The sequence below is a fragment of the Flavivirga algicola genome (genome assembly GCF_012910715.1).
In the GTDB taxonomy this organism is placed as follows: Bacteria; Bacteroidota; Bacteroidia; order Flavobacteriales; family Flavobacteriaceae; genus Flavivirga; species Flavivirga algicola.
In genome coordinates this window covers 166,119-186,939 of sequence record NZ_JABBHF010000005.1, presented here as the reverse complement: position 1 = coordinate 186,939, position 20,821 = coordinate 166,119, and the positions used below count along the sequence as shown (strand labels likewise).

Below are 20,821 nucleotides of genomic sequence, written 5' to 3'. Positions count from 1 at the left end.
TTTTTTAATGCAATTAAAGTATCAAAAAATGTCTTCTATGAGGTAGATTTGACTTGATAATCGGTCTAATTTTGTGTTCTTAATATTAATTTTTTATGAAATATATTGTTTGCGAAAAGCCTGGAGAGTTTCTTTTAAAGGAAAAAGATGCTCCAATTAGAAAAGAAAATGAAGCTTTATTACAAATAAATAAAGTTGGTATATGTGGAACAGATCTACATGCCTACTCTGGAAATCAAGCTTTTTTTACTTATCCTAGAATATTAGGGCATGAATTGGCTTCAGAAGTTCTAGAAATAGGAGAAAATCCACAAGGCATAAAAGCTGGCGATAAAGTTGTTGTTATGCCTTATGTTAGCTGCGGTAAATGTATTGCATGTAGAAATGGTAAAACTAATTGCTGTACGAACATAACAGTACTTGGGGTACATGGAGATGGTGGTATGCAAGAACAAATAACTGTACCTACTAATATTTTACTTCCTGCCAATAATCTATCTAATGATGAAATGGCCATTGTAGAACCTTTAGCAATTGGTGCGCATGCTGTTAGAAGAGCTGACATAAAAAAAGATGAGTTTGTAGTCGTTATAGGCTGTGGTCCTATTGGAATTGGCATCATGAAGTTAGCACAGATAGCCGGAGCCAAGGTTATTGCTTTAGACCTAAATGAAGATCGTTTACAATATGCTAAAGATAAAATAGGTGTTGACTACACGGTAAATGTTAGTAATGATCCCGTAAAGCAAATCTCTGAAGTCACTAATGGAGATATGGCTACTGCCGTATTTGATGCCTCAGGTCACAAAGGTGCTTTAGAAACAGGGCCAAACTATATGTCGCATGGAGGTAGATTTATCTTAGTAGGGCTCTCAAAAGGAGAATTAACCTATAATCACCCTGCTGTTCATTCTAAGGAAATGACATTAATGTGCAGCAGAAATGCTACCACAGAAGATTTTGAACATGTTATAAGTGTTCTGGATCAATTCCCAACAGACTCTTTCATTACACACAATGTTCCTTTTACAGAAATGATAGAGAATTTTGACAGCTGGTTAAATCCAGAAACTGGCGTTATTAAAGCGACAGTAAATTTTAATTAAGAATATAAATGTCCAAGAATTACGTTCAAATAGATCCAAAAGACAATATTATTGTAGCTATTACACCTCTTGAAAAAGGAACAGTCGCAACCATTCAAGGTGTTGATATTATCTTAAAAGAAAACATAAAACAAAAGCACAAGTTTGCTCTAAACGACTTTACCTTAGGTGATGAAATTTTCATGTATGGCGTACTAATTGGTAAAGCCATAGAACCCATCCAAGCAGGATGTGCCATTACTATTGATAATGTAAAACATGCCTCTGCCGAATTTCAAGATTCAAAAGAAAAATTTATCTGGAAAGCACCAGATGCTTCAAAATTTGAAAGCAGAACATTTAATGGTTACCACAGAAAAGATGGCAAGGTAGGCACAGGAAACTATTGGTTGGTTATTCCATTAACCTTTTGCGAAAATAGAAATGTTGATGTTTTAGAAGGAGCGCTTTCTGAAAAATTGGGATACGAAACAAAAAAAGACTTTGCTGTAGATACAGAAGCCTTAATTAATCAATATAAAGCAGGAGCTTCTAAAGATGCTATTTTAAATACCCCAATCATTACAACCAAGGAAGAAATGACTAAAAATCGTACCTTCCCTAATGTTGATGGTATTAAATTTTTAAAACATGATGGTGGTTGCGGAGGTATTCGTCAAGATTCCGAAACACTGTGTAAGTTATTGGCAGGCTATATTTCTAATCCCAATGTTGCTGGAGCCACTATTTTTAGTTTAGGGTGCCAGAATGCTCAAATAGACATGCTACAAAATGCTTTAGATGCTATTAGTCCAAACTTAGACAAACCCGTTCATTATTTAGAACAACAGAAAAGTGAAAGCGAGCGAAAATTAATTGAAGAGGCCGTTAAACACACCTTTTTGGGGTTAATTGAAGCCAATAAAGTAACCAGGCAACCAGCACCTTTAAGTAAATTGGTATTAGGCTTGGAATGTGGTGGGTCTGATGGATTTTCAGGAATTTCTGCAAATCCAGCATTAGGCTATGCATCCGATTTATTAGTAGCTCTTGGAGGAAGTCCCGTTTTATCAGAATTTCCAGAATTGAACGGTGTAGAACAAGAAATCATTAATCGCTGTGAAACAGAAGAAGACTCTAAAAAATTCTATGATTTAATGCGTGCTTACTCTGCAGCTGCAGTAGCCGTAGGGTCTGGATTCGAAAACAACCCTTCTCCTGGAAATATAAAAGATGGCTTGATTACAGATGCTATGAAATCTGCTGGCGCGGCAAAAAAAGGAGGAACATCTCCCGTAGTTCAGGTTTTAGATTACACCGAGCAAGTAACAAAACCTGGTTTAAACTTATTGTGCACACCAGGAAACGATGTCGAGTCTACGACTGGTTTAGTAGGATCTGGATGCAATATTGTGGTATTTACAACTGGTTTAGGTACCCCCACTGGAAACCCCGTAGCACCTGTTTTAAAAATGTCTAGTAATACCCACTTGTACGAAAGAATGAATGATATTATAGATATAAATGCTGGAACTGTAATTAGTGGAGAGGATACCATTGAATCTATGGGTGAAAAAATATTAGACCATATTATTAAAGTTGCCAGTGGCGAAGTTGCCTCAAAAGCAGTATTGCACGGAAACAACGATTTTATTCCTTGGAAACGAGGAGTTTCATTGTAGTATTCTAAATTTTGGTATTTCAATCAAAAAAATTAAAGATTAATAGCTAAAAGCTAATAAAAAATGAATGCATTAAATAGAAAGACAGCTAAAACAAACACATATACAGAACGTATTATTCAATTTGGAGAAGGAAATTTTTTACGTGCCTTTGCCAATTGGATGATTCATGAAATGAATAAAAAAGCAGGTTTTGATGCTGGAGTTGTGGCTATACAACCCATCGATCAAGGTTTGATTAATATGTTGAATGATCAAGATGGTCTATATACACTATATTTAAATGGTATTAAAAATGGACAAGCCATTAGTGAACACGAAATTATAGACTGTATCCAAAGAGGTATCAACCCTTATGAAAACTATACCGATTATTTAGCAAATGCTGAAAACCCAAACTTGCGCTTTGTTATTTCTAATACGACTGAAGCTGGAATAGCTTATAATGCCAGTGATAAATTAGATGATGCGCCCCAATCCAGTTTTCCAGGAAAATTAACAGCTTTACTTTACAAAAGGTTTCAAACTTTTGGAGGTGCTTCAGATAAAGGCATGATTATAATTCCTTGCGAATTGATTGATAAGAATGGTGATAATTTGAAGAAAATTGTTTTGCAATATGCCTCAGATTGGAATTTAGGAGACGCATTTGTTGAATGGATTCATGAAGATAATATTTTTTGCAATACTTTAGTAGACAGAATAGTTCCTGGGTATCCAAGAGATAAAATGGATGCTATTACTGAGGAATTGGGCTATAAAGACAATCTGGTTGTTGAAGGCGAGCAATTTCATTTATGGGTGATTGAAGGACCAACTTCTGTAAAAGAAGAAATTCCTGCTGACGCATGCGGATTAAATATCGTGTTTACAGACAATATGGAACCATACAGAACACGCAAAGTAAGAATTTTAAATGGCGCGCATACAACCTTGGTTCCTGTTGGATATTTATATGGAATAGACAAAGTACGTGAGTCTTTAGAAGATCATGTTGTTGGCAGTTTTTTAAAAGATGCTATTTTTAATGAAATTTGTCCGACTTTAGATCTTTCCAAAGAAGAATTAGATCAGTTTTCTAATGATGTTTTGGATCGTTTTAGAAATCCATATTTAGAGCATGCCTTGATAAGTATCTCGTTGAATTCAACTTCAAAATACAAAACAAGAGTCCTGCCATCGGTTTTAGAATATATCAAAAGAAAAAATGAATTACCAAATAGGTTGTTATTCTCTTTAGCTTCTTTAATTGTTTTCTATAAAGGAGATAGGGATGGTAAAACGATAGATCTAAAAGACGATCAATCGGCATTAGATTTCTTTGCAACACAATGGGCTACAGGGGATTTACCTAGTATAGCAAAAGCAACGTTATCCAATACTGATTTTTGGGGAGTCGACTTAACCGAATTTGACGGGCTTTTAGACCTTGTAACCTATCAATTAGAAAATATCGTTTTAAACGGTATGAAGCAAGCATTAAAAGCTTTGTGAAATTAAATAGCATTTTAAACCAAAACAGTATGAAAGTTTCTTATTTAAAAATTTTAGTTTTTCTTTTTCTTATTTCTTTAGGAAGTTGTGTCCAGAAAGAAGAAAAAAATGAGACGGTCACAATAAAGGAAGAAACAAAAGATAGCTATGAAAAGGATTGGGCTTCCCTCGGAAAACACAATGAAGACCCAGATTGGTTTAAGGATGCTAAATTAGGGATCTATTTTCATTGGGGCATCTATTCCGTACCTGCGTTTCATGATGAATGGTACCCGAGATACATGCATTTAGAAAACCATCGTGTTTACAAACATCACGTTGAAAAATACGGACACCCATCTGAATTTGGATACCACGATTTTGTACCCATGTTCAAAGCAGAAAAATTTGATCCTGAAAAATGGGCAACATTATTCAAAAAAGCAGGCGCTAAATTTGCAGGTCCAGTGGCAGAACACCATGATGGGTTTGCCATGTGGGATAGTGAAATAACCCCTTGGAATGCTATGGACAAAGGTCCCAAGCGCGATGTAACAGGCGAATTGAAAAAGGCCTTTACATCAAAAGGCATGAAGTTTATTACGGCCTTTCATCATGCCAGAAATTTGCAAAGGAATACAGAATTGAATGGCACCAATTGGTTGAGCCATTATCCATATATGGAAGGCATGCCCCCTACTTCTAAAGACTCAACATTGGCCTATTTATACGGGAACATTCCTGCCGAGAAATGGCATAAAGAAATCTGGTTAGGCAAATTAAAAGAAGTTATTGATAATTATCAACCTGATATTATTTGGTTTGATTTCGTTCTGGATGCTATTCCTGAAAACTACAGAAAAGAATTTGCAGCCTATTATTTAAATGAAGCAGAAAAATTAGATAAAGAAGTTGTCATTGTTAGAAAACAACACGATCTCCCTTTGTCTATGAGTGTTATGGATTTAGAGCAGTCCCGTAAAAATGTTATTGGTACTAAAGCCTGGATGACAGATGCTACCATTAGTAATGGAAGCTGGTCTTACAAAGAAGATTTAGGAGTAAAATCGTCAACAGATGTTTTACATATGCTCATAGATATCGTTAGCAAAAATGGTGTATTACTGCTAAATGTTTCCCCGATGGCTAATGGAATCATTCCAGAAAACCAAGAAAAATGCTTATTAGAAATGGGAGCTTGGTTAGAAAAATATGGAGAGGCTATTTATGGAACAGAAGCTTGGTACACTTTTGGTGAAGGCCCAACAAAAGAGCCTGAGGGACATTTCGGAAATCATAAAGCCTTCCATAAAATAAAATACAGCAACAAGGATATTCGTTACACAACGAAAGATTACAATATCTATGGTATTATAATGGGTGAAACAGTACCAAATAAAGAAATCTTATTAACCGCTTTTGCAAAAAAGAATATAAAAGACAATGTAAGAATAGAATCTGTCTCCATTCTTGGAAGTGACGAAAAAATAGAATGGTCTATCGACACAAAAGAAGGGTTAAAAGTTAAACTCCCTTCAAAAGTAGTAGACAACATGGCCACAGTAATTAAAATAGAAACCTCAGCATAAAAATGATCATAGATTCCCACCAACATTTCTGGAATTATGAACCAGTGAAACACGAATGGATCGATGACAGTATGTCTGCCATTCGTAAAGATTTTTTACCTGATGATTTAAAAAAAGTTTATGCTGAAAATAATGTTGACGGCTGTATAGCTGTACAAGCAGACCAAACACTTATTGAAACTGATTTCTTATTAAATTTAGCTTCTAAAAATAATTTTATTAAAGGTATAGTTGGTTGGGCAGATTTAAGAGCTAACAACCTAGAAAGCGTTTTAGAGACTTATAAAGAATATGAAAAACTGAAAGGTTTTCGTCACGTTGTTCAAGGTGAAGAAGATTCTAATTTTTTGTTGCGCCCAAACTTTCTGAAAGGAATCTCTATTTTAGAAAAGCATAACTACACCTATGATATTTTAGTGTTCCCACATCAATTAGGTGCTGTTTTGGAATTTGTAAAACAGTTTCCCAACCAAAGATTTGTGATTGATCATATTGCTAAGCCATACATAAAAGATGGTTTTTACGACGGCTGGGCGGTTTTGATGAAAGAAATTGGAAAACACGAAAATGTGTATTGCAAATTGTCTGGGATGATAACAGAAGCCGATTTTAATACATGGACACCAGCACAAATACATCCATACATGAATTTAGTTTTGGAAGTTTTTGGAGCAGAAAGAACCATGTTCGGGTCAGATTGGCCAGTTTGTTTGGTTGCAGGCAATTATAAAAAAGTAAAAGAATTAGTAACAGAATTTATAGCACAAATGAGTTCTACAGAACAGGCTGCCATTATGGGAGGGAATGCTATTAAATTCTATAGTTTAAAATAATAAAATATTAAAAAATGGATTTAGGATTAAAAGGAAAAGTAGTTGTTATAACAGGAGCTGCAGGAATTAAAGGTAGTATTGGGGAAACCATTTTACAAAAGCTAGCAGATGAAGGAGCTACGCCAGCAGTTATCGATAGAAATGCCAGAGGTTTTGGTTATGTTGAAAAATTACAACAAAGAGGTATTGATGCTATTTTTTGTCAGACCGATGTTACCGACCCAGAGCAAATAAAAAGTGCTGTTGAAACTATTTCAGAAAAATATGGAAGAATCGATGTTGTGATTAATAATGTTGGAGTAAATGATGGTGCTGGGCTAGATGCGTCTTACGAAGATTTTATGAACTCATTAAAACTCAACATGATTAGTTATTTCTTAGTTGTAAAATATGCATTACCGTTACTAAAAAAATCGAAAGGAAACATTCTTAACATAGGTTCTAAAGTAGGCCTTACTGGACAAGGTGGCACCTCTGGTTATGCGGCATCAAAAGGAGGTGTACTGGGACTAACACGTGAGTGGGCTGTAGATTTAATAAAAGACCAGATTAGAGTTAACGCTATAATTATTGCAGAAAGTTGGACACCAGCCTATAACAATTGGATTCAAACCTTAGAGAATGGTGAAGAAAAGCTAAAGTCCATAGTAAAGAAAATTCCTTTAGAAAATAGAATGACAACGCCACAAGAAATAGCAGACACCTGTCTTTTTACTATTTCAGATAGATCATCACATACTACAGGACAGTTTATATTCTGTGATGGTGGGTATGTGCATTTAGACAGATCATTGTTAACCGAATAACAAAAAATCATTTGTTCTCTTTTTTTGAACAAACAAAACATGTTTAAACTAAACTTAAGAATATATTTATCAACTAAATAAAATACATTATGAGCAAACTAAAAAACATACCTGTCGTTCCAAAGAATTTATTGGTTCCTTTTATTGCAGCAACATCAATTTTTGCATTGTGGGGTTTTGCTAATGACTTAACTAATCCAATGGTGGCCGCTTTCAAAAAGGTTATGATTCTTTCTAACAAAGAGGCTTATAACGTACAATTTGCATTTTATTTTGGCTATGGAGTCATGGCCATTCCTGCTGCTCTTTTTATTAGAAGGTTTAGTTATAAATCAGGTATTTTACTTGGCCTTGCGTTATATGCCATAGGTGCTGTTCTTTTTTATCCAGCAGCTCTGGAAGGCAGCTATACATATTTCTTAATTTCCTTATTCGTTATTACTTGTGGACTAGGATTTCTCGAAACGACATCCAACCCGCTCATACTATCAATGGGAGATCCATCAACCGCAACCCAACGACTAAACCTAGCTCAATCATTTAACCCTATAGGTTCTCTAACTGGGATGATGATCGCCAAATTTGTTGTACTTGATAGAATTTTGTCTGCAGATTATGATGATAGCTCCGAAATTGTTGCCCTTGGTACTGAAAAAGCTGCAGAAATAAAAGCGCATGATTTGGATATTATTAGTACACCATATATAGCCGTAGGCTTATTTGTTGCGGTAGTTTTCTTCATCATTTTGAAAACTAAGATTCCGTCAATGACTATGGGAGAACATTTGTCTATTAAAGAATCTGTCAATCGAATCTTTAAGAGTAAGACCTACCTGTTCGGAGTTATAGCCCAAATGTTTTACGTAGGCGCACAAATTATGTGTTGGACAGCTATTTTTCAATTAGTTGAATATATTAATGAAGGATTAAATGACGGAGATAAAGTTGATGGTACTTTCTGGAACATTGCTGCCATGATACTATTTGTTTCTACAAGGTTTATCGGAACCGCTTTAATGAAAAAAATAAATCCAGCAAGAATGCTAACCTACTTCGCTGTTGCTGCAGCAGCTTTATGTATTGGAGTTATGACTACCACTGGTATAACTAGTTTAGTTTGTTTAGTACTGGTTTCTGTTTTCATGTCCATTATGTTCCCAACAATTTATGGGCTAGCACTCAAAGATATGGGAGAAGAAGCAAAATTAGCATCATCTGGATTGATTATGGCTATTGTAGGAGGCGCTTTTTTACCTAAAATCCAAGCTGCTATAATGGATTTCGGAGATACAGTAAACGACGAAGAAGTTTTTGGTGATGTTATAGCTGGTGGGATTACGGAAATTCATTTTTCATTCATTCTACCAATGATATGTCTTGTATTCGTAGCTCTTTATGGAATTTACGCTTATAAAGTAACAAAAAAAGCCACTATTTAAATTAATAAAAATATGAATACAACAAGATATTGTTATTCGTGCGACTTAAAAGATGATTCTAAACTCATTGCCGAATACAAAGCTTATCATGCAGCAGGCAACGCTTGGCCTGAGATAACCAAAAGCATTAAAGATTCTGGTATTGTTGATATGGAAATTTACTTAACAGGAAATAGAATGTTTATGATCATGGAAGTTGATGAAACTTTTGATCCCGCAAAAAAAGCTGAAATGGATGCCAATAATCCTAAAGTACAAGAGTGGGAAAACCTGATGTGGGATTACCAACAAGAATTACCTTGGGCTAAAGACGGTGAAAAATGGATCGCTTTAGAAAAGGTATTTAAACTAGGAGAATAGGCATTTGTTCAGTTCATTTTTTAATAAAATGACTAGTCCTAAATAAGCATTACAGTTTTAACTAGGATTAAATATATTAAATCTCAGAACAAACCATGGTTTGTTCTGAGATTTTCTTTTTATATGTTTTTGTTGACTAGTCCTAAAAAAGAGTTACTTAATTAGGAACTCTTTTTTGTTTTCAGCTTTCTAAATTAACGAAGCTTCATTTTTTAGTAAGCAAAATCAACCAATTAAGTTATTTTGAACGCTATACCGACCTATTTAGACCATTTTAAGTACCAACAAACACCAAAAAATTTGACAATTTTACTTAAAAATGATTAATAGCTAATCAATTTTTGAATTGTTGATGACAAAATGAGGTCTTAAAAGCAAATATGTTGTCATATAGAACGCAACTAAAGCATTCAAAAAGCTTAAGCTGAAATGCTTTATCTAACAAATCCAATCGCAAATGCTTTTTAGACCTCTTTTTAACCATCAAGTTTTTTTTCTTTAAAACATCTACTAAATATGTCAAATTAAAACAGTTTTTATATATTTACAAACCAGAACAGAACAGGACAGATTAAAATGAAAAATAAATTTATTTTTAATATCAATCTTAATAGCGATATTCCAAAATATCAGCAATTGGTTAACGCTATTAATGATGCCTTAGCTAACGATACGTTGCTTGTTGGAGATATGCTTCCTTCTGTGAATAGTATTTGTAAAGAATATAAACTATCAAGAGACACAGTTTTTAAATCATACACCATATTAAAAGAACAAAAAGTAATAGATTCTGTTCCTAATAAAGGATATTACGTTGCTAACGTTACTAGAAAAGTGCTTTTAGTATTAGATACATTTAAAGCCTATAAAGAAGTTTTGTACCATTCTTTTATAAACAACCTTCCAGATAATATTATAACAGATGTACAATTTCATCATTACAATATTGAAAACTTCAAAACCATATTAAATAATAGCAAAGGAAAATACTATAAATATGTTGTTATGGGGTTCGACAACGATGCCATTCCTTCTGTTTTAAATGGTTTTAGAAATGAAAAGCTACTTTTAATAGATTGGAATATACATGCTAAAACAGATAGCAATTTTGTTTGTCAAGATTTTGGTGATTCATTTTTTTATGCATTAAAAGATGCCCAAGAATCGTTCAAAAAATATAAAGAAATCCATTTTGTTTACCCAAAATTCACGTACCATCCCATAGAAGCTATTTCTCATTTCGAAAGATATTGTAATAACTTTCTATTTAAATATAAAGTAATCAAAGACATAAAGAACTTCAAGATTGAAAAAAACGTAGCCTATATTAGTGTTAGCGATCGTTTTTTAGGAACATTTTTGGAACAATGCAGAAGTTATGATCTAGAACCTGGGGTAGACGTAGGTTTTTTGTCATACAACGAAACCCCTATGAAAAAATTTATTTATAAAGGTATTTCTGTTATCTCAACCAATTTTAAAACCTTGGGAGAGAAAGCTGCAGAATTTATTTATAAAGATGCCCCCATACAAAAATTTATACCCACAAACTTAATATTAAGAGAATCACTATAAACTATGTATTATATAGGATATGATTTAGGAAGTTCTTCTGTGAAAGTTGCTATTGTAAATGCAAAAACAGGAGAAAAATTAGTAGCACTTCACGAGCCACAAAATGAAATGGAAATTATTGCCATTCATTCAGATTGGGCGGAACAAGACCCCAACTTATGGTGGGAATATGTTTGTATTGCTACAAAAAGAGCCATTAAAGAAGCAAATATTGATGCCTCTTTGATTTCTGGCATTGGAATTTCTTACCAAATGCACGGATTAGTCGTTGTTGATAAACAAGGAGAACCTTTACGTCATTCTATTATCTGGTGTGACAGTAGAGCCGTTGAAATTGGAAATGAGGCATTCAATAGATTGGAACATGACGTCTGTACAACTAAATTATTAAATTCACCAGGGAACTTTACAGCTTCGAAATTAAAATGGGTTCTTGAAAATGAGCCAGAATTGTATTCAAAAATCTACAAGTATATGTTACCTGGAGATTTTATTGCTTACAAGTTAACTGGTATTATAAATACGACAAAAAATGGTTTGTCAGAAGGTATACTTTGGGATTATAAAGATGATACATTAGCCAGTTTCCTGTTGAAACATTATGGAATAGATCCTTCATTAACCCCCGATATTGTAGACAACTTTACAAATCAAGGAACTGTTAATGAAAAAGCTGCTACCGAGACAGGATTACCAGTAGGAATTTCTGTAAACTATCGAGCTGGCGATCAGCCCAATAATGCACTATCCTTAAATGTATTTAACCATGGAGAGGTTGCTGCTACGGGAGGCACTTCGGGTGTTGTTTATGCCGTTACAAACACATTAAAATCAAAAGAAGCCTCAAGAATTAATCATTTTGCACATGTAAACTACACAAAAGAAAATCCCACGTTAGGGAAACTATTATGTATTAATGGAGCAGGCATCCAATACCGCTGGTTAAAAGACAATCTGGCTAGTAATTCTTATGAAACGATGAATAACAAAGCGAATGAAGTTCCTATAGGTTCCGACGGTCTTTGTGTTATTCCTTTTGGAAATGGAGCAGAAAGAATGCTAAACAATAAAAATATAGGAGCACATTATTGTAACCTAAACTTCAATAAGCATAATGACAGTCATTTATATCGTGCTGCACTGGAAGGTATTGCTTTTTCTTTTGTTTATGGTATGGATATTTTAAAAGGTGATAATGCCGCAATTAATGTGATTAGAGCTGGAAATGACAATTTGTTCCGATCGGAAATATTTTCGAATACAGTAGCTACTTTAATAGGTCACGAAATAGAAATTTACAATACCACAGGATCTGTAGGAGCTGCAAGAGCTGCTGGTTTAACTGATGGTGATTTTGAAAAATTTGGTGCAAACATTACTAAAAATGATCATGTAATGACTTTTGTACCTAATAAAAATAAGGTTCCTTATATGGAGGCTTATCAAAATTGGAAGAAAGAATTAGAAATTATATTAAACAATAAATAAAATATTTTAGAGTAATATGGCAACTATAGGAAACAAAGAGTACTACAAAGGTATCGGTGAAATTAAATTTGAAGGAAAAGAATCAGATAACCCATTAGCATTCAAATACTACAACCCAGATCAGGTCGTTGCAGGTAAAACCATGCGAGAACATTTTAAATTTTCTGTAGCTTACTGGCATACATTCTGTGGACAAGGTTCGGATCCTTTTGGTCCAGGCACGCAAAATTTCGAATGGGACCGGGCTACAGATCCAGTACAAGCTGCTAAAGACAAGGCAGACGCCGCTTTTGAATTCATTACTAAAATGGGATTTGGCTACTATTGCTTCCACGATTATGACTTGATTCAAGAAGGATCAACTTTTGCAGAGTCTGAAAAAAGATTATCAACAATTACAAAGTACCTAAAAGAAAAGCAGGCAGCTTCTGGTGTTAAATTACTTTGGGGTACGGCTAATTGTTTTTCTAATCCACGCTATATGAACGGTGCCGCTACAAACCCAGATTTTGGTGTGGTTGCTAGAGCTGGTGGTCAAATTAAATTGGCCTTGGATGCAACAATTGCTCTAAGTGGTGAAAACTACGTATTCTGGGGTGGCCGTGAAGGTTATATGTCTTTATTAAATACAGATATGGGACGTGAATTAGATCATATGGGGCGTTTCCTAAACATGTGTAGAGATTATGCACGTGCACAAGGATTTAAAGGAAATTTTTTCATAGAGCCCAAACCTATGGAACCTTCTAAACACCAATATGACTTTGATTCTGCTACTGCTATAGGGTTCTTAAAGGAGTACGGATTAGATAAAGACTTCAAAATCAATATCGAAGTAAATCATGCTACATTAGCCCAACATACTTTCCAACACGAATTGGAAGTTGCAGCAAAAGCAGGTATGTTAGGAAGCTTGGATGCCAACCGAGGCGATTACCAAAACGGGTGGGATACAGATCAATTCCCTAACAATATCCAAGAAACAACTGAAGCCATGTTGGTTTTCTTAAAAGCAGGAGGCTTACAAGGTGGAGGCGTTAATTTTGATGCAAAAATTAGAAGAAACTCAACAGATCTGGAAGATGTTTTCCATGCACATATTGGTGGAGCAGATACCTTTGCCAGGGCCTTATTAATTGCCGATAAAATCATAACCACTTCTCCTTACACAAAATTAAGAACAGAACGTTATAGCTCCTTCGATTCAGGAAAAGGGTTAGAATTTGAAAAAGGCAACCTGAATTTAGAAGATCTATACAAAATAGCTCAAGAAAATGGCGAATTGTCTCTAAAAAGCGGAAAACAAGAATTGTTTGAGAACATAATTAATCAATATATCTAATCAACAAAATTATAAACTATGAAGAATAATTTTTTAGCCGCACAATCGGTACTGGAAAATTTAGACTGGGTTGTGTTGGGAATTTATTTTCTGGCCCTTGTCGCAGTAGCTGTATGGGTTGTGCTACAAAAAAACAAGAATACCGAGGATTATTTTTTGGCAGGTCGAAATGTAGGATGGTTCGTTATTGGAGCTTCTATTTTTGCTTCAAACATTGGATCTGAGCATGTGGTAGGACTCGCCGGGACAGGTTTTGAATCTGGAACCCCTATGGCACATTACGAACTTCACGCCTGGATTGTATTATTATTGGGCTGGCTGTTTTTGCCATTTTATATTAGAAGTGGCGCCTTTACCATGCCCGAATTTTTGGAAAAACGTTTCGATTCACGATCCAGATGGTTTTTATCATTATTCTCATTAGTTGCATATGTACTCACTAAAGTGTCGGTTACTATATATGCTGGTGGTATTGTGGTTTCAGAATTGTTAGGAATTCCTTTTTGGTATGGTGCCATAGGCATCGTAGTCTTTACAGGAATTTATACAGTTGTTGGAGGTATGAAAGCGGTGATATATACAGAAACACTGCAAACCGTCATCTTAATATTAGGTTCTATAATTATCACCTATTTAGGATTACAAGAAGTTGGAGGGTGGTCTCAACTTAGAGAAACAGTAACAGCTGCAAGCCCAGATCATTTTAACATGTGGCGCCCTATGAGCGATCCTAATTTCCCATGGACTGGACTATTAATAGGTGGTACTATTGTGGGTATTTGGTATTGGTGTACAGATCAATACATCGTTCAAAGAACGTTGGCAGCCAATAATATTAAGATAGGGAGAAGAGGTGCTATTTTTGGTGCCTATTTAAAATTGTTGCCTATTTTAATCTTTTTAGTACCAGGAATTATTGCTTTTGCCTTATCCATACAAAATCCTGAAATTTTTTCGGTTGAAAAAGCAGACAGGGCATTTCCTATGCTTGTAAAAACATTACTACCCGTTGGTTTAAAAGGATTAGTTGCAGGTGGATTAATGGCGGCATTAATGAGTTCTTTAGCATCTGTATTTAACTCCTGTTCTACCATATTTACTATTGACATTTATAAAAAACTCAAACCCAATAAATCTGAAAAATCCTTGCTTACTACAGGTAAAATTGCGACAGGGTTTATTGTTGTGCTAGGAATTATTTGGATTCCTATTATGGAAAAAATTGGAGGTGGCGTGATGTACCAATACCTCCAAAATGTACAATCGTATATAGCACCACCAGTTACGGCAGTCTTTTTACTTGGTATCATATGGAAACGTGTAAACTCTACTGCAGCAATTACCACATTGCTAGCTGGGTTAGCTTTGTTAATTATACGACTGGGTTCCGAAATTTATTATCAACCCCAAATAGCTGCTGGAGAACATATAGATAGTTTTATTTATAGTTTTGCAACTATTAATTTTGCTCATATGGCCATATTCATGTTTATCTTATCTGTAATACTTTGTATTTCGGTAAGTTTAGCTACTACAGCTCCAGACTACAGTCTTATTAAAGGCTTGTCGTTTGGTACGCTTACAGATGAACAGCGAACTGCTAATAAAGATAGCTATGATCGAATCGATGTAGTATTATCTGTTATTCTTGTTCTATTAGTGATTGGGGTACTTAGTTACTTTACTGGATGATAATATAAACTGCGTTCGATTTGTCGCACTGAAAGCAGTCGAAATTTACAGCTTTTAAGTAAGGTTTCGACTGCGCCTATACTGAGTACAGGCGAAGTACCTAGCATAAATTAATTTTAAAACAGATATAATTAACCTAGAAAAGTCGAACTCAAGTTAAAGTAAGCTTATTATTTGACCTTACTCCATAAAAAAACCTTTTGAATATATATTATTTATATTCAAAAGGTTTTCTTATTAGAAAGGGATTATTAATTTTTAATTAACTGACTCTTTGTTTTTCCTTCATTTTTTCCAACAACATAAGCTCGTGTTTAATTTCTTCTTTTCGTTTATTAAACTTACGAAACTTCTCTTCCCTAGCCTCTTGGTTTTTAATACGCTGTTGACGTCTTAATTCTTCTTTCTGAGCATCAATTTTCTTTGCTCTGTTAAGTCTGAATTTTTCCATGGCTACCGACATATACGAGTAACCATACATACTTAAAAATAGTAATGCAATTATGCCTAATATTACGTAACCGTTTTCCATCTTATTTTAAATAATAATAAAGTTAAAACCTTAAAAAAAAGCTATTTAACTATAAAACAGCTTACTTTTATATAAAGATAGAAAAAATGATTTCTCTTCTAAAAATAAAAAAGGTAAAGTACTAAAAAAGTAGTTGAATGAGCTATTTAGCAAAAAACGATGTAAACAGTTATAATAAATTTAGTGATACTTACTAAAATTTAGTTTCAAATCCTGCTTCTTTCCACTTTATTATACCTCCCTCTAAATCATATATTTCGGCAAAACCAGCGTTCAACAATTTTTTACTACTTTTTGCACTCCGTTTCCCCGATCTACAATACAATATAACAGGCTTAGTTTTATCTAATTTTTCAACCTCCGAATTAAATCTACCCGACAAATAATCTATATTTTGTGCACCTTTAATATGCCCTTTATCAAACTCTTTGGGGGTTCTAACATCAATAAATTGTATGGTTTCTTCTTCTAAAAGCATTCGTGTCTCTTTTGGAGAAACTATTTTTATAACGCCTTTGGATGATGATTGCTTACAGCCAGTAATACTTATGCTAAACAAGGAGCATAAAAACAGGACTAAACGTTTCATTCGGTTATTAATCTAAATCGACCAAGTCGCCTGCCCATTCTAAAATACCACCTTCAAGATTATAAGTATTTTCAAAACCTAGCTCTTCCATAATAGAGCAGGCTTGACCACTTCTATTACCTGAACGGCAATAAACATAATAATTTTTGTTTTTATCTAAATCTTCGATTTCTGAAATAAACTCCTGCCCCCTATATATATCTATATGTATGGCATTAGCTATAATACCATCGGCAACTTCTTCATCTGTTCTTACATCTAATACAACTGCGTTATTGTCATCAGCTAGTTGCGATGCCCATTCATCTTGTGTTAAATCTTCCATTTTTTTTAAATATAATTTACGTAGGTACAAAATTAGTACATCTAAAATTATAGACGAAAAAAAATCTGAAGTATTACACTTCAGATTGTTGTAAATATTAAACTACATATTTAGGTTCTATTTACTTTTTAGATTTTGTACACTAACAAAGACATATCCTAAACCTTTATAGAACAACCAATAGCCTTGGTTTCTGTTTGTTTAACTTCTTTTCCTTCCAAAAGGGCATCAACAGCATTCTCAACATACTTTGTCTTTACTGCCGAAGCACTTTTATAATTATCATCTATAGCACCTATGTACTTTACCACATGACCTTTATCTGTTTTTTGTAATAAGAATATGTGAGGCGTTTTAGTAGCTCCAAATTTAGGATACACCTTTTGTCCCTTATCTAACAAATAAGGGAAAGTAAAACCTTTACTTTTTGCACGTGTTTTCATGGCCTCCATATTATCGCCAGGCTTCACATCTGTATTATTTGGCATGATAGCAATTACGGGAAACCCTTTTGAAGCATACTTTTTGTTTAAATCGTTAATTCTATCTTCATACATAACAGCATAAGGACACGTGTTACAAGTAAATGTGACTATAAAACCTTTAGCATCTTTATAATCTGATAACGAAACCATATTACCGTCTACATTTTCAAGCGAAAAATCCTCAGCGATATCACCTATTTTATATCCTCCATCTGTTGAGGCTGTTTTATACATTGTAAATGCACTTATGGAAAGCACAACAAATGCTACCGAAATTATCTTGACTATCTTTTTCATATTATATTTATTTTAAAAAATGTTTAATCTCTGTTTCTAACGTTTCATAAGTAAACGATCCCTCAAAAAATTTACTGGCCTCGTTTTTATATATAAGAGTTGCTGGTATGGCTCCAGACCAATCTTCATCTACTTTTGGTATCCATGAATTCATATCGGCATCATCTAAAGCGATTACTTTAGATTTTAAATTTTTCTTCTTAATGAAAGGTTTTAGTTTAGACTCATATAAATGAGGAAAATCTAAACTAACCAAAATAACTTCTACATTTTTATCGCTGTATTGCTCGTTTAATTTTTCGAAATATGGCAACTCCTTTACGCAAGGTTTGCACCAAGTTGCCCAAAAATTAATAACATATATTTTATCGTCTTTCTTTTTAAGAAATTTTTCAAAACCTTTATAATCGTATACCTCCAATACGATATCATTAGGATCTATAGTGTTATCAGCTTCTTTTTTAGCAACATCTGTGCTTTCTTCAGCAATTTTGTTTTCGTTCTTACAACTTGATGTTATTATTAATATTGCAACAATTAACAGTTTTAATTTCATAGCCCTAAATTTAATTAATACTTCACTGTTTATATTATAGTTTAACAAACTTTTAAATAAAAAATGTTTTAAACTATTGCGTATTTATATTTTCATTTCTATATTTGAACCAACAAAAAATTAAAGATGAATACAATTTTAAATAATACTTGGTGGTGGAGCTTCAGAAACTTACGTTCGTGAAGAAAACCTAGTATATTTAAAACTTAAAATATCGAAAAAGGCTTGTCATTCACGACAAGCCTTTTTTAATACATATTTTTAATAATAAAAATTAATATGACAACATATAATTTATACACGCATTACAAAAAAATTCTGGCAGATACGATTACACCTGTTAGTATTTACTTAAAAATTAGAGATAAGTATCCTAACAGTATTTTACTAGAAAGTAGTGATTATCATGCAAATGACAACAGTTTTTCTTATATCTGTTTTAATCCGATAGCTTCTATCAAAGTTGAAAATGAAGTTATTAATCAAACATTTCCAGATGGAAGTACTATAGAAAAACCAATAACGGATGGTATTGACGTCTCTGAAGAAATACACCAATTCACTAAGCGATTCGACGTTAATTCTGATACCGAATTTAAATTTATAAATAATGGTATTTTTGGTTATATAGCCTATGATGCTGTTCGTTACTTCGAAGATATTGACATTTCTAAAAAAGATGATTCAACACACATTCCAGATGTATACTATGCTGTTTATCAGAATATCATTGCCATAAATCATCATAAAAACGAAGCCTATATTTTTGCTCATTGTCATAATACTGAAAATAATATTGATGAAATAGACCACCTCATCAAAGTTAAAAACTTTGCTTCTTACAGTTTTTACTCAAAAGGAGACATTACCTCTAATCTAACAGATGATGAATATAAAACGCATGTAGAGTTAGCAAAAAAGCACTGTGCTAGAGGGGATGTATTTCAGTTGGTTTTATCTAAAAGCTTTGCACAAGAATTTAAAGGCGATGAATTTAATGTATACCGTGCTTTAAGAAGCATAAACCCTTCCCCTTACCTATTTTATTTCGATTACGGCAATTTTAAGATTTTTGGTAGTTCGCCAGAAGCACAACTTATTGTAAGTGATGGCAAAGCCGAGATTCACCCCATAGCAGGAACATTTAAACGCACTGGGAATGATTCTCAAGATGCCAAATTAGCTAAGAAATTGGTTAAAGATGATAAAGAAAATGCTGAGCATGTTATGTTAGTAGATTTAGCCAGAAACGATTTGAGTCGTCACGGAAGCCGTGTTAATGTGGATACTTACAGAGAAGTTCAGTTTTTCTCTCACGTTATTCACTTAGTAAGTAAGGTTACTGGTCAAAAACATCAAGACACCTCTACGATGCAGGTGGTTGCCGACACATTTCCTGCGGGAACATTGAGCGGCGCACCAAAACACAGAGCAATGCAACTTATCGAGCAATACGAAAAAACAAGTCGTTCTTTTTATGGTGGTGCTATAGGCTTTATGGATTTTGAAGGTAATTTTAATCATGCCATTATGATTAGAACCTTCTTGAGTAAAAACCACAAGCTACATTGGCAAGCTGGTGCTGGGTTAGTTTCAAAATCCAACTCGGAAAACGAATTACAAGAAGTATATAATAAATTAGGAGCATTAACAAAGGCTATTGAATTAGCAGAAGAAATATAAAAAGTCAGGAATTAATTAAAGAATAGAAATAGAAACTTAAAATATAAATCAATCTTGAAATTCCGACATAGTCGGAAAAGTCAAAATCAACAAATAATGAGTGAAGACATGGAGATGTAAAGCGAAGCTTTAAGCACGTAGTTTTGGAAGCGAATGATGCTTAAGCAATTTCCTGATTTTGACATGATTTTTGGCTTGATTTATCCTAAGCGTAGTCGAAGGATTTTGTATCAAGACAAAATGAACAAAGAAAAAGTTTAACTAAAAATAAATCCCTGCCAAGGTAGGAATGACAAAAAATGACAAAAGTATTAGTTATAGATAATTACGACAGTTTTACATACAATTTAGTTCATTACCTAGAAGATTTAAATTGTGAGGTAATCGTTGTTAGAAATGATAAATTGGTTTTAGATGATGTAGAACCTTTTGATAAAATTGTATTATCTCCAGGTCCAGGTATTCCAGATGAAGCTGGTTTATTAAAACCAATCATTGAAAGATTTGCTCCTACTAAAAGTATTTTAGGTGTTTGTTTAGGACAGCAAGCTATTGGTGAGGTTTTTGGTGGATCGCTCATTAATTTAGATGAAGTATATCATGGTGTTTCAACAAATGTCACCATTAGTGTCGATGACGAGCCCATTTTTGAAGGTCTGAATAAAAATATAGAAGTTGGCAGATATCATTCTTGGGTAGTCAACCCTGATTTACCTGATAGTTTAGAAGCCACTTCGTTTGATGAAAACGGACAAGTCATGTCGTTGCGACATAAAGTCTACGATGTAAAAGGCGTTCAGTATCATCCAGAATCTGTATTAACACCAAACGGAAAAAAAATATTAGAAAACTGGCTTAATAGTTAGCAGTATTCTGTAAGCAGTGAGCCGTACCTACTCAGTTGAAAAGGTTATAATGATAATTAAACAATGAAATCTGAATTGAACTTGGAGTTCCGACACAGTCGGAATCATCAAAATTCAGAAATAA

19 protein-coding genes are annotated in these 20,821 nt (G+C 33.8%); 14 read left to right on the top strand and 5 right to left on the bottom strand.

Annotation, left to right across the window (positions count from 1 at the left end; genetic code table 11):
- Positions 1 to 95: 95 nt before the first annotated feature.
- From HHX25_RS10375 to HHX25_RS10320, 12 genes are all read left to right on the top strand, one after another.
- Entirely contained in the window at positions 96 to 1,106 is a 1,011-nt protein-coding gene (locus HHX25_RS10375) for a zinc-binding alcohol dehydrogenase family protein (RefSeq protein ID WP_169672865.1), read from the top strand.
- Between the two features lie 8 nt (positions 1,107 to 1,114).
- Positions 1,115 to 2,767, top strand: a complete 1,653-nt coding sequence (locus tag HHX25_RS10370) for a UxaA family hydrolase (RefSeq protein ID WP_169672863.1) — start codon at positions 1,115 to 1,117, stop codon at positions 2,765 to 2,767.
- Between the two features lie 63 nt (positions 2,768 to 2,830).
- Complete coding sequence (locus tag HHX25_RS10365; protein ID WP_169672861.1) at positions 2,831 to 4,261, top strand: tagaturonate reductase; 1,431 nt, start codon at positions 2,831 to 2,833, stop codon at positions 4,259 to 4,261.
- 29 nt (positions 4,262 to 4,290) lie between these two features.
- The gene (locus HHX25_RS10360) at positions 4,291 to 5,829 is read left to right on the top strand and encodes an alpha-L-fucosidase (protein WP_169672859.1); all 1,539 of its coding nucleotides are present in this window, start codon (positions 4,291 to 4,293) and stop codon (positions 5,827 to 5,829) included.
- Between the two features lie 2 nt (positions 5,830 to 5,831).
- Positions 5,832 to 6,662 carry an amidohydrolase family protein gene (locus HHX25_RS10355; protein ID WP_169672857.1) on the top strand — a complete coding sequence of 277 codons (831 nt, stop codon included), beginning with the start codon at positions 5,832 to 5,834 and terminating at the stop codon, positions 6,660 to 6,662.
- Positions 6,663 to 6,676: 14 nt separating this feature from the next.
- Entirely contained in the window at positions 6,677 to 7,468 is a 792-nt protein-coding gene (locus HHX25_RS10350) for an SDR family oxidoreductase (protein ID WP_169672855.1), read from the top strand.
- An 89-nt stretch (positions 7,469 to 7,557) separates the two neighbouring features.
- Positions 7,558 to 8,907: an L-fucose:H+ symporter permease gene (gene fucP / locus HHX25_RS10345; protein ID WP_169672853.1), complete on the top strand. Its 1,350-nt coding sequence runs from the start codon at positions 7,558 to 7,560 to the stop codon at positions 8,905 to 8,907.
- A 12-nt stretch (positions 8,908 to 8,919) separates the two neighbouring features.
- A complete protein-coding gene (locus tag HHX25_RS10340) occupies positions 8,920 to 9,267 on the top strand; it encodes an L-rhamnose mutarotase (protein WP_169672851.1) in 348 nt (115 codons plus the stop codon).
- A 576-nt stretch (positions 9,268 to 9,843) separates the two neighbouring features.
- Positions 9,844 to 10,842: a GntR family transcriptional regulator gene (locus HHX25_RS10335; protein WP_169672849.1), complete on the top strand. Its 999-nt coding sequence runs from the start codon at positions 9,844 to 9,846 to the stop codon at positions 10,840 to 10,842.
- A gap of 3 nt (positions 10,843 to 10,845) precedes the next feature.
- A complete protein-coding gene (locus tag HHX25_RS10330; RefSeq protein ID WP_169672847.1) occupies positions 10,846 to 12,330 on the top strand; it encodes a xylulokinase in 1,485 nt (494 codons plus the stop codon).
- Between the two features lie 16 nt (positions 12,331 to 12,346).
- Entirely contained in the window at positions 12,347 to 13,672 is a 1,326-nt protein-coding gene (gene xylA, locus HHX25_RS10325; RefSeq protein ID WP_169672845.1) for a xylose isomerase, read from the top strand.
- A gap of 18 nt (positions 13,673 to 13,690) precedes the next feature.
- Positions 13,691 to 15,364, top strand: a complete 1,674-nt coding sequence (locus HHX25_RS10320) for a sodium:solute symporter (protein WP_169672843.1) — start codon at positions 13,691 to 13,693, stop codon at positions 15,362 to 15,364.
- A gap of 262 nt (positions 15,365 to 15,626) precedes the next feature.
- Here HHX25_RS10320 and HHX25_RS10315 read toward each other — a convergent pair whose 3' ends face one another.
- From HHX25_RS10315 to HHX25_RS10295, 5 genes are all read right to left on the bottom strand, one after another.
- Positions 15,627 to 15,896, bottom strand: coding sequence for a hypothetical protein (locus HHX25_RS10315; protein ID WP_169672841.1), 270 nt, complete (start codon positions 15,894 to 15,896; stop codon positions 15,627 to 15,629).
- 193 nt (positions 15,897 to 16,089) lie between these two features.
- Positions 16,090 to 16,485: a rhodanese-like domain-containing protein gene (locus tag HHX25_RS10310; protein WP_169672839.1), complete on the bottom strand. Its 396-nt coding sequence runs from the start codon at positions 16,483 to 16,485 to the stop codon at positions 16,090 to 16,092.
- A 7-nt stretch (positions 16,486 to 16,492) separates the two neighbouring features.
- Entirely contained in the window at positions 16,493 to 16,810 is a 318-nt protein-coding gene (locus HHX25_RS10305; RefSeq protein ID WP_169672837.1) for a rhodanese-like domain-containing protein, read from the bottom strand.
- Between the two features lie 158 nt (positions 16,811 to 16,968).
- Positions 16,969 to 17,592 carry a thioredoxin family protein gene (locus HHX25_RS10300; protein ID WP_169672835.1) on the bottom strand — a complete coding sequence of 208 codons (624 nt, stop codon included), beginning with the start codon at positions 17,590 to 17,592 and terminating at the stop codon, positions 16,969 to 16,971.
- Between the two features lie 7 nt (positions 17,593 to 17,599).
- Positions 17,600 to 18,148 (bottom strand): TlpA disulfide reductase family protein, encoded by a 549-nt coding sequence (locus HHX25_RS10295; protein WP_169672832.1) that lies wholly within the window; start codon positions 18,146 to 18,148, stop codon positions 17,600 to 17,602.
- 279 nt (positions 18,149 to 18,427) lie between these two features.
- Between HHX25_RS10295 and HHX25_RS10290 the strand changes: the two genes are divergently transcribed.
- Both HHX25_RS10290 and HHX25_RS10285 read left to right on the top strand, forming a co-directional pair.
- Positions 18,428 to 19,831 (top strand): anthranilate synthase component I family protein, encoded by a 1,404-nt coding sequence (locus HHX25_RS10290; RefSeq protein WP_169672830.1) that lies wholly within the window; start codon positions 18,428 to 18,430, stop codon positions 19,829 to 19,831.
- A gap of 299 nt (positions 19,832 to 20,130) precedes the next feature.
- Positions 20,131 to 20,697, top strand: a complete 567-nt coding sequence (locus HHX25_RS10285) for an anthranilate synthase component II (RefSeq protein WP_169672828.1) — start codon at positions 20,131 to 20,133, stop codon at positions 20,695 to 20,697.
- The last annotated feature ends 124 nt before the right edge of the window (positions 20,698 to 20,821 follow it).

Bases quoted from the DNA above. Each gene is read 5' to 3' on its own strand.
- fucP (WP_169672853.1), top strand. From the start codon at position 7,558: ATGAGCAAACTAAAAAACATACCTGTCGTTCCAAAGAATTTATTGGTT.
- HHX25_RS10320 (WP_169672843.1), top strand. From the start codon at position 13,691: ATGAAGAATAATTTTTTAGCCGCACAATCGGTACTGGAAAATTTAGAC.
- HHX25_RS10285 (WP_169672828.1), top strand. From the start codon at position 20,131: ATGACAAAAGTATTAGTTATAGATAATTACGACAGTTTTACATACAAT.
- HHX25_RS10365 (WP_169672861.1), top strand. From the start codon at position 2,831: ATGAATGCATTAAATAGAAAGACAGCTAAAACAAACACATATACAGAA.
- HHX25_RS10305 (WP_169672837.1), bottom strand. From the start codon at position 16,810: ATGGAAGATTTAACACAAGATGAATGGGCATCGCAACTAGCTGATGAC.
- HHX25_RS10335 (WP_169672849.1), top strand. From the start codon at position 9,844: ATGAAAAATAAATTTATTTTTAATATCAATCTTAATAGCGATATTCCA.
- HHX25_RS10340 (WP_169672851.1), top strand. From the start codon at position 8,920: ATGAATACAACAAGATATTGTTATTCGTGCGACTTAAAAGATGATTCT.
- HHX25_RS10375 (WP_169672865.1), top strand. From the start codon at position 96: ATGAAATATATTGTTTGCGAAAAGCCTGGAGAGTTTCTTTTAAAGGAA.
- HHX25_RS10330 (WP_169672847.1), top strand. From the start codon at position 10,846: ATGTATTATATAGGATATGATTTAGGAAGTTCTTCTGTGAAAGTTGCT.
- HHX25_RS10315 (WP_169672841.1), bottom strand. From the start codon at position 15,896: ATGGAAAACGGTTACGTAATATTAGGCATAATTGCATTACTATTTTTA.
- HHX25_RS10350 (WP_169672855.1), top strand. From the start codon at position 6,677: ATGGATTTAGGATTAAAAGGAAAAGTAGTTGTTATAACAGGAGCTGCA.
- HHX25_RS10290 (WP_169672830.1), top strand. From the start codon at position 18,428: ATGACAACATATAATTTATACACGCATTACAAAAAAATTCTGGCAGAT.
- HHX25_RS10370 (WP_169672863.1), top strand. From the start codon at position 1,115: ATGTCCAAGAATTACGTTCAAATAGATCCAAAAGACAATATTATTGTA.
- HHX25_RS10355 (WP_169672857.1), top strand. From the start codon at position 5,832: ATGATCATAGATTCCCACCAACATTTCTGGAATTATGAACCAGTGAAA.
- xylA (WP_169672845.1), top strand. From the start codon at position 12,347: ATGGCAACTATAGGAAACAAAGAGTACTACAAAGGTATCGGTGAAATT.
- HHX25_RS10300 (WP_169672835.1), bottom strand. From the start codon at position 17,592: ATGAAAAAGATAGTCAAGATAATTTCGGTAGCATTTGTTGTGCTTTCC.
- HHX25_RS10310 (WP_169672839.1), bottom strand. From the start codon at position 16,485: ATGAAACGTTTAGTCCTGTTTTTATGCTCCTTGTTTAGCATAAGTATT.
- HHX25_RS10295 (WP_169672832.1), bottom strand. From the start codon at position 18,148: ATGAAATTAAAACTGTTAATTGTTGCAATATTAATAATAACATCAAGT.
- HHX25_RS10360 (WP_169672859.1), top strand. From the start codon at position 4,291: ATGAAAGTTTCTTATTTAAAAATTTTAGTTTTTCTTTTTCTTATTTCT.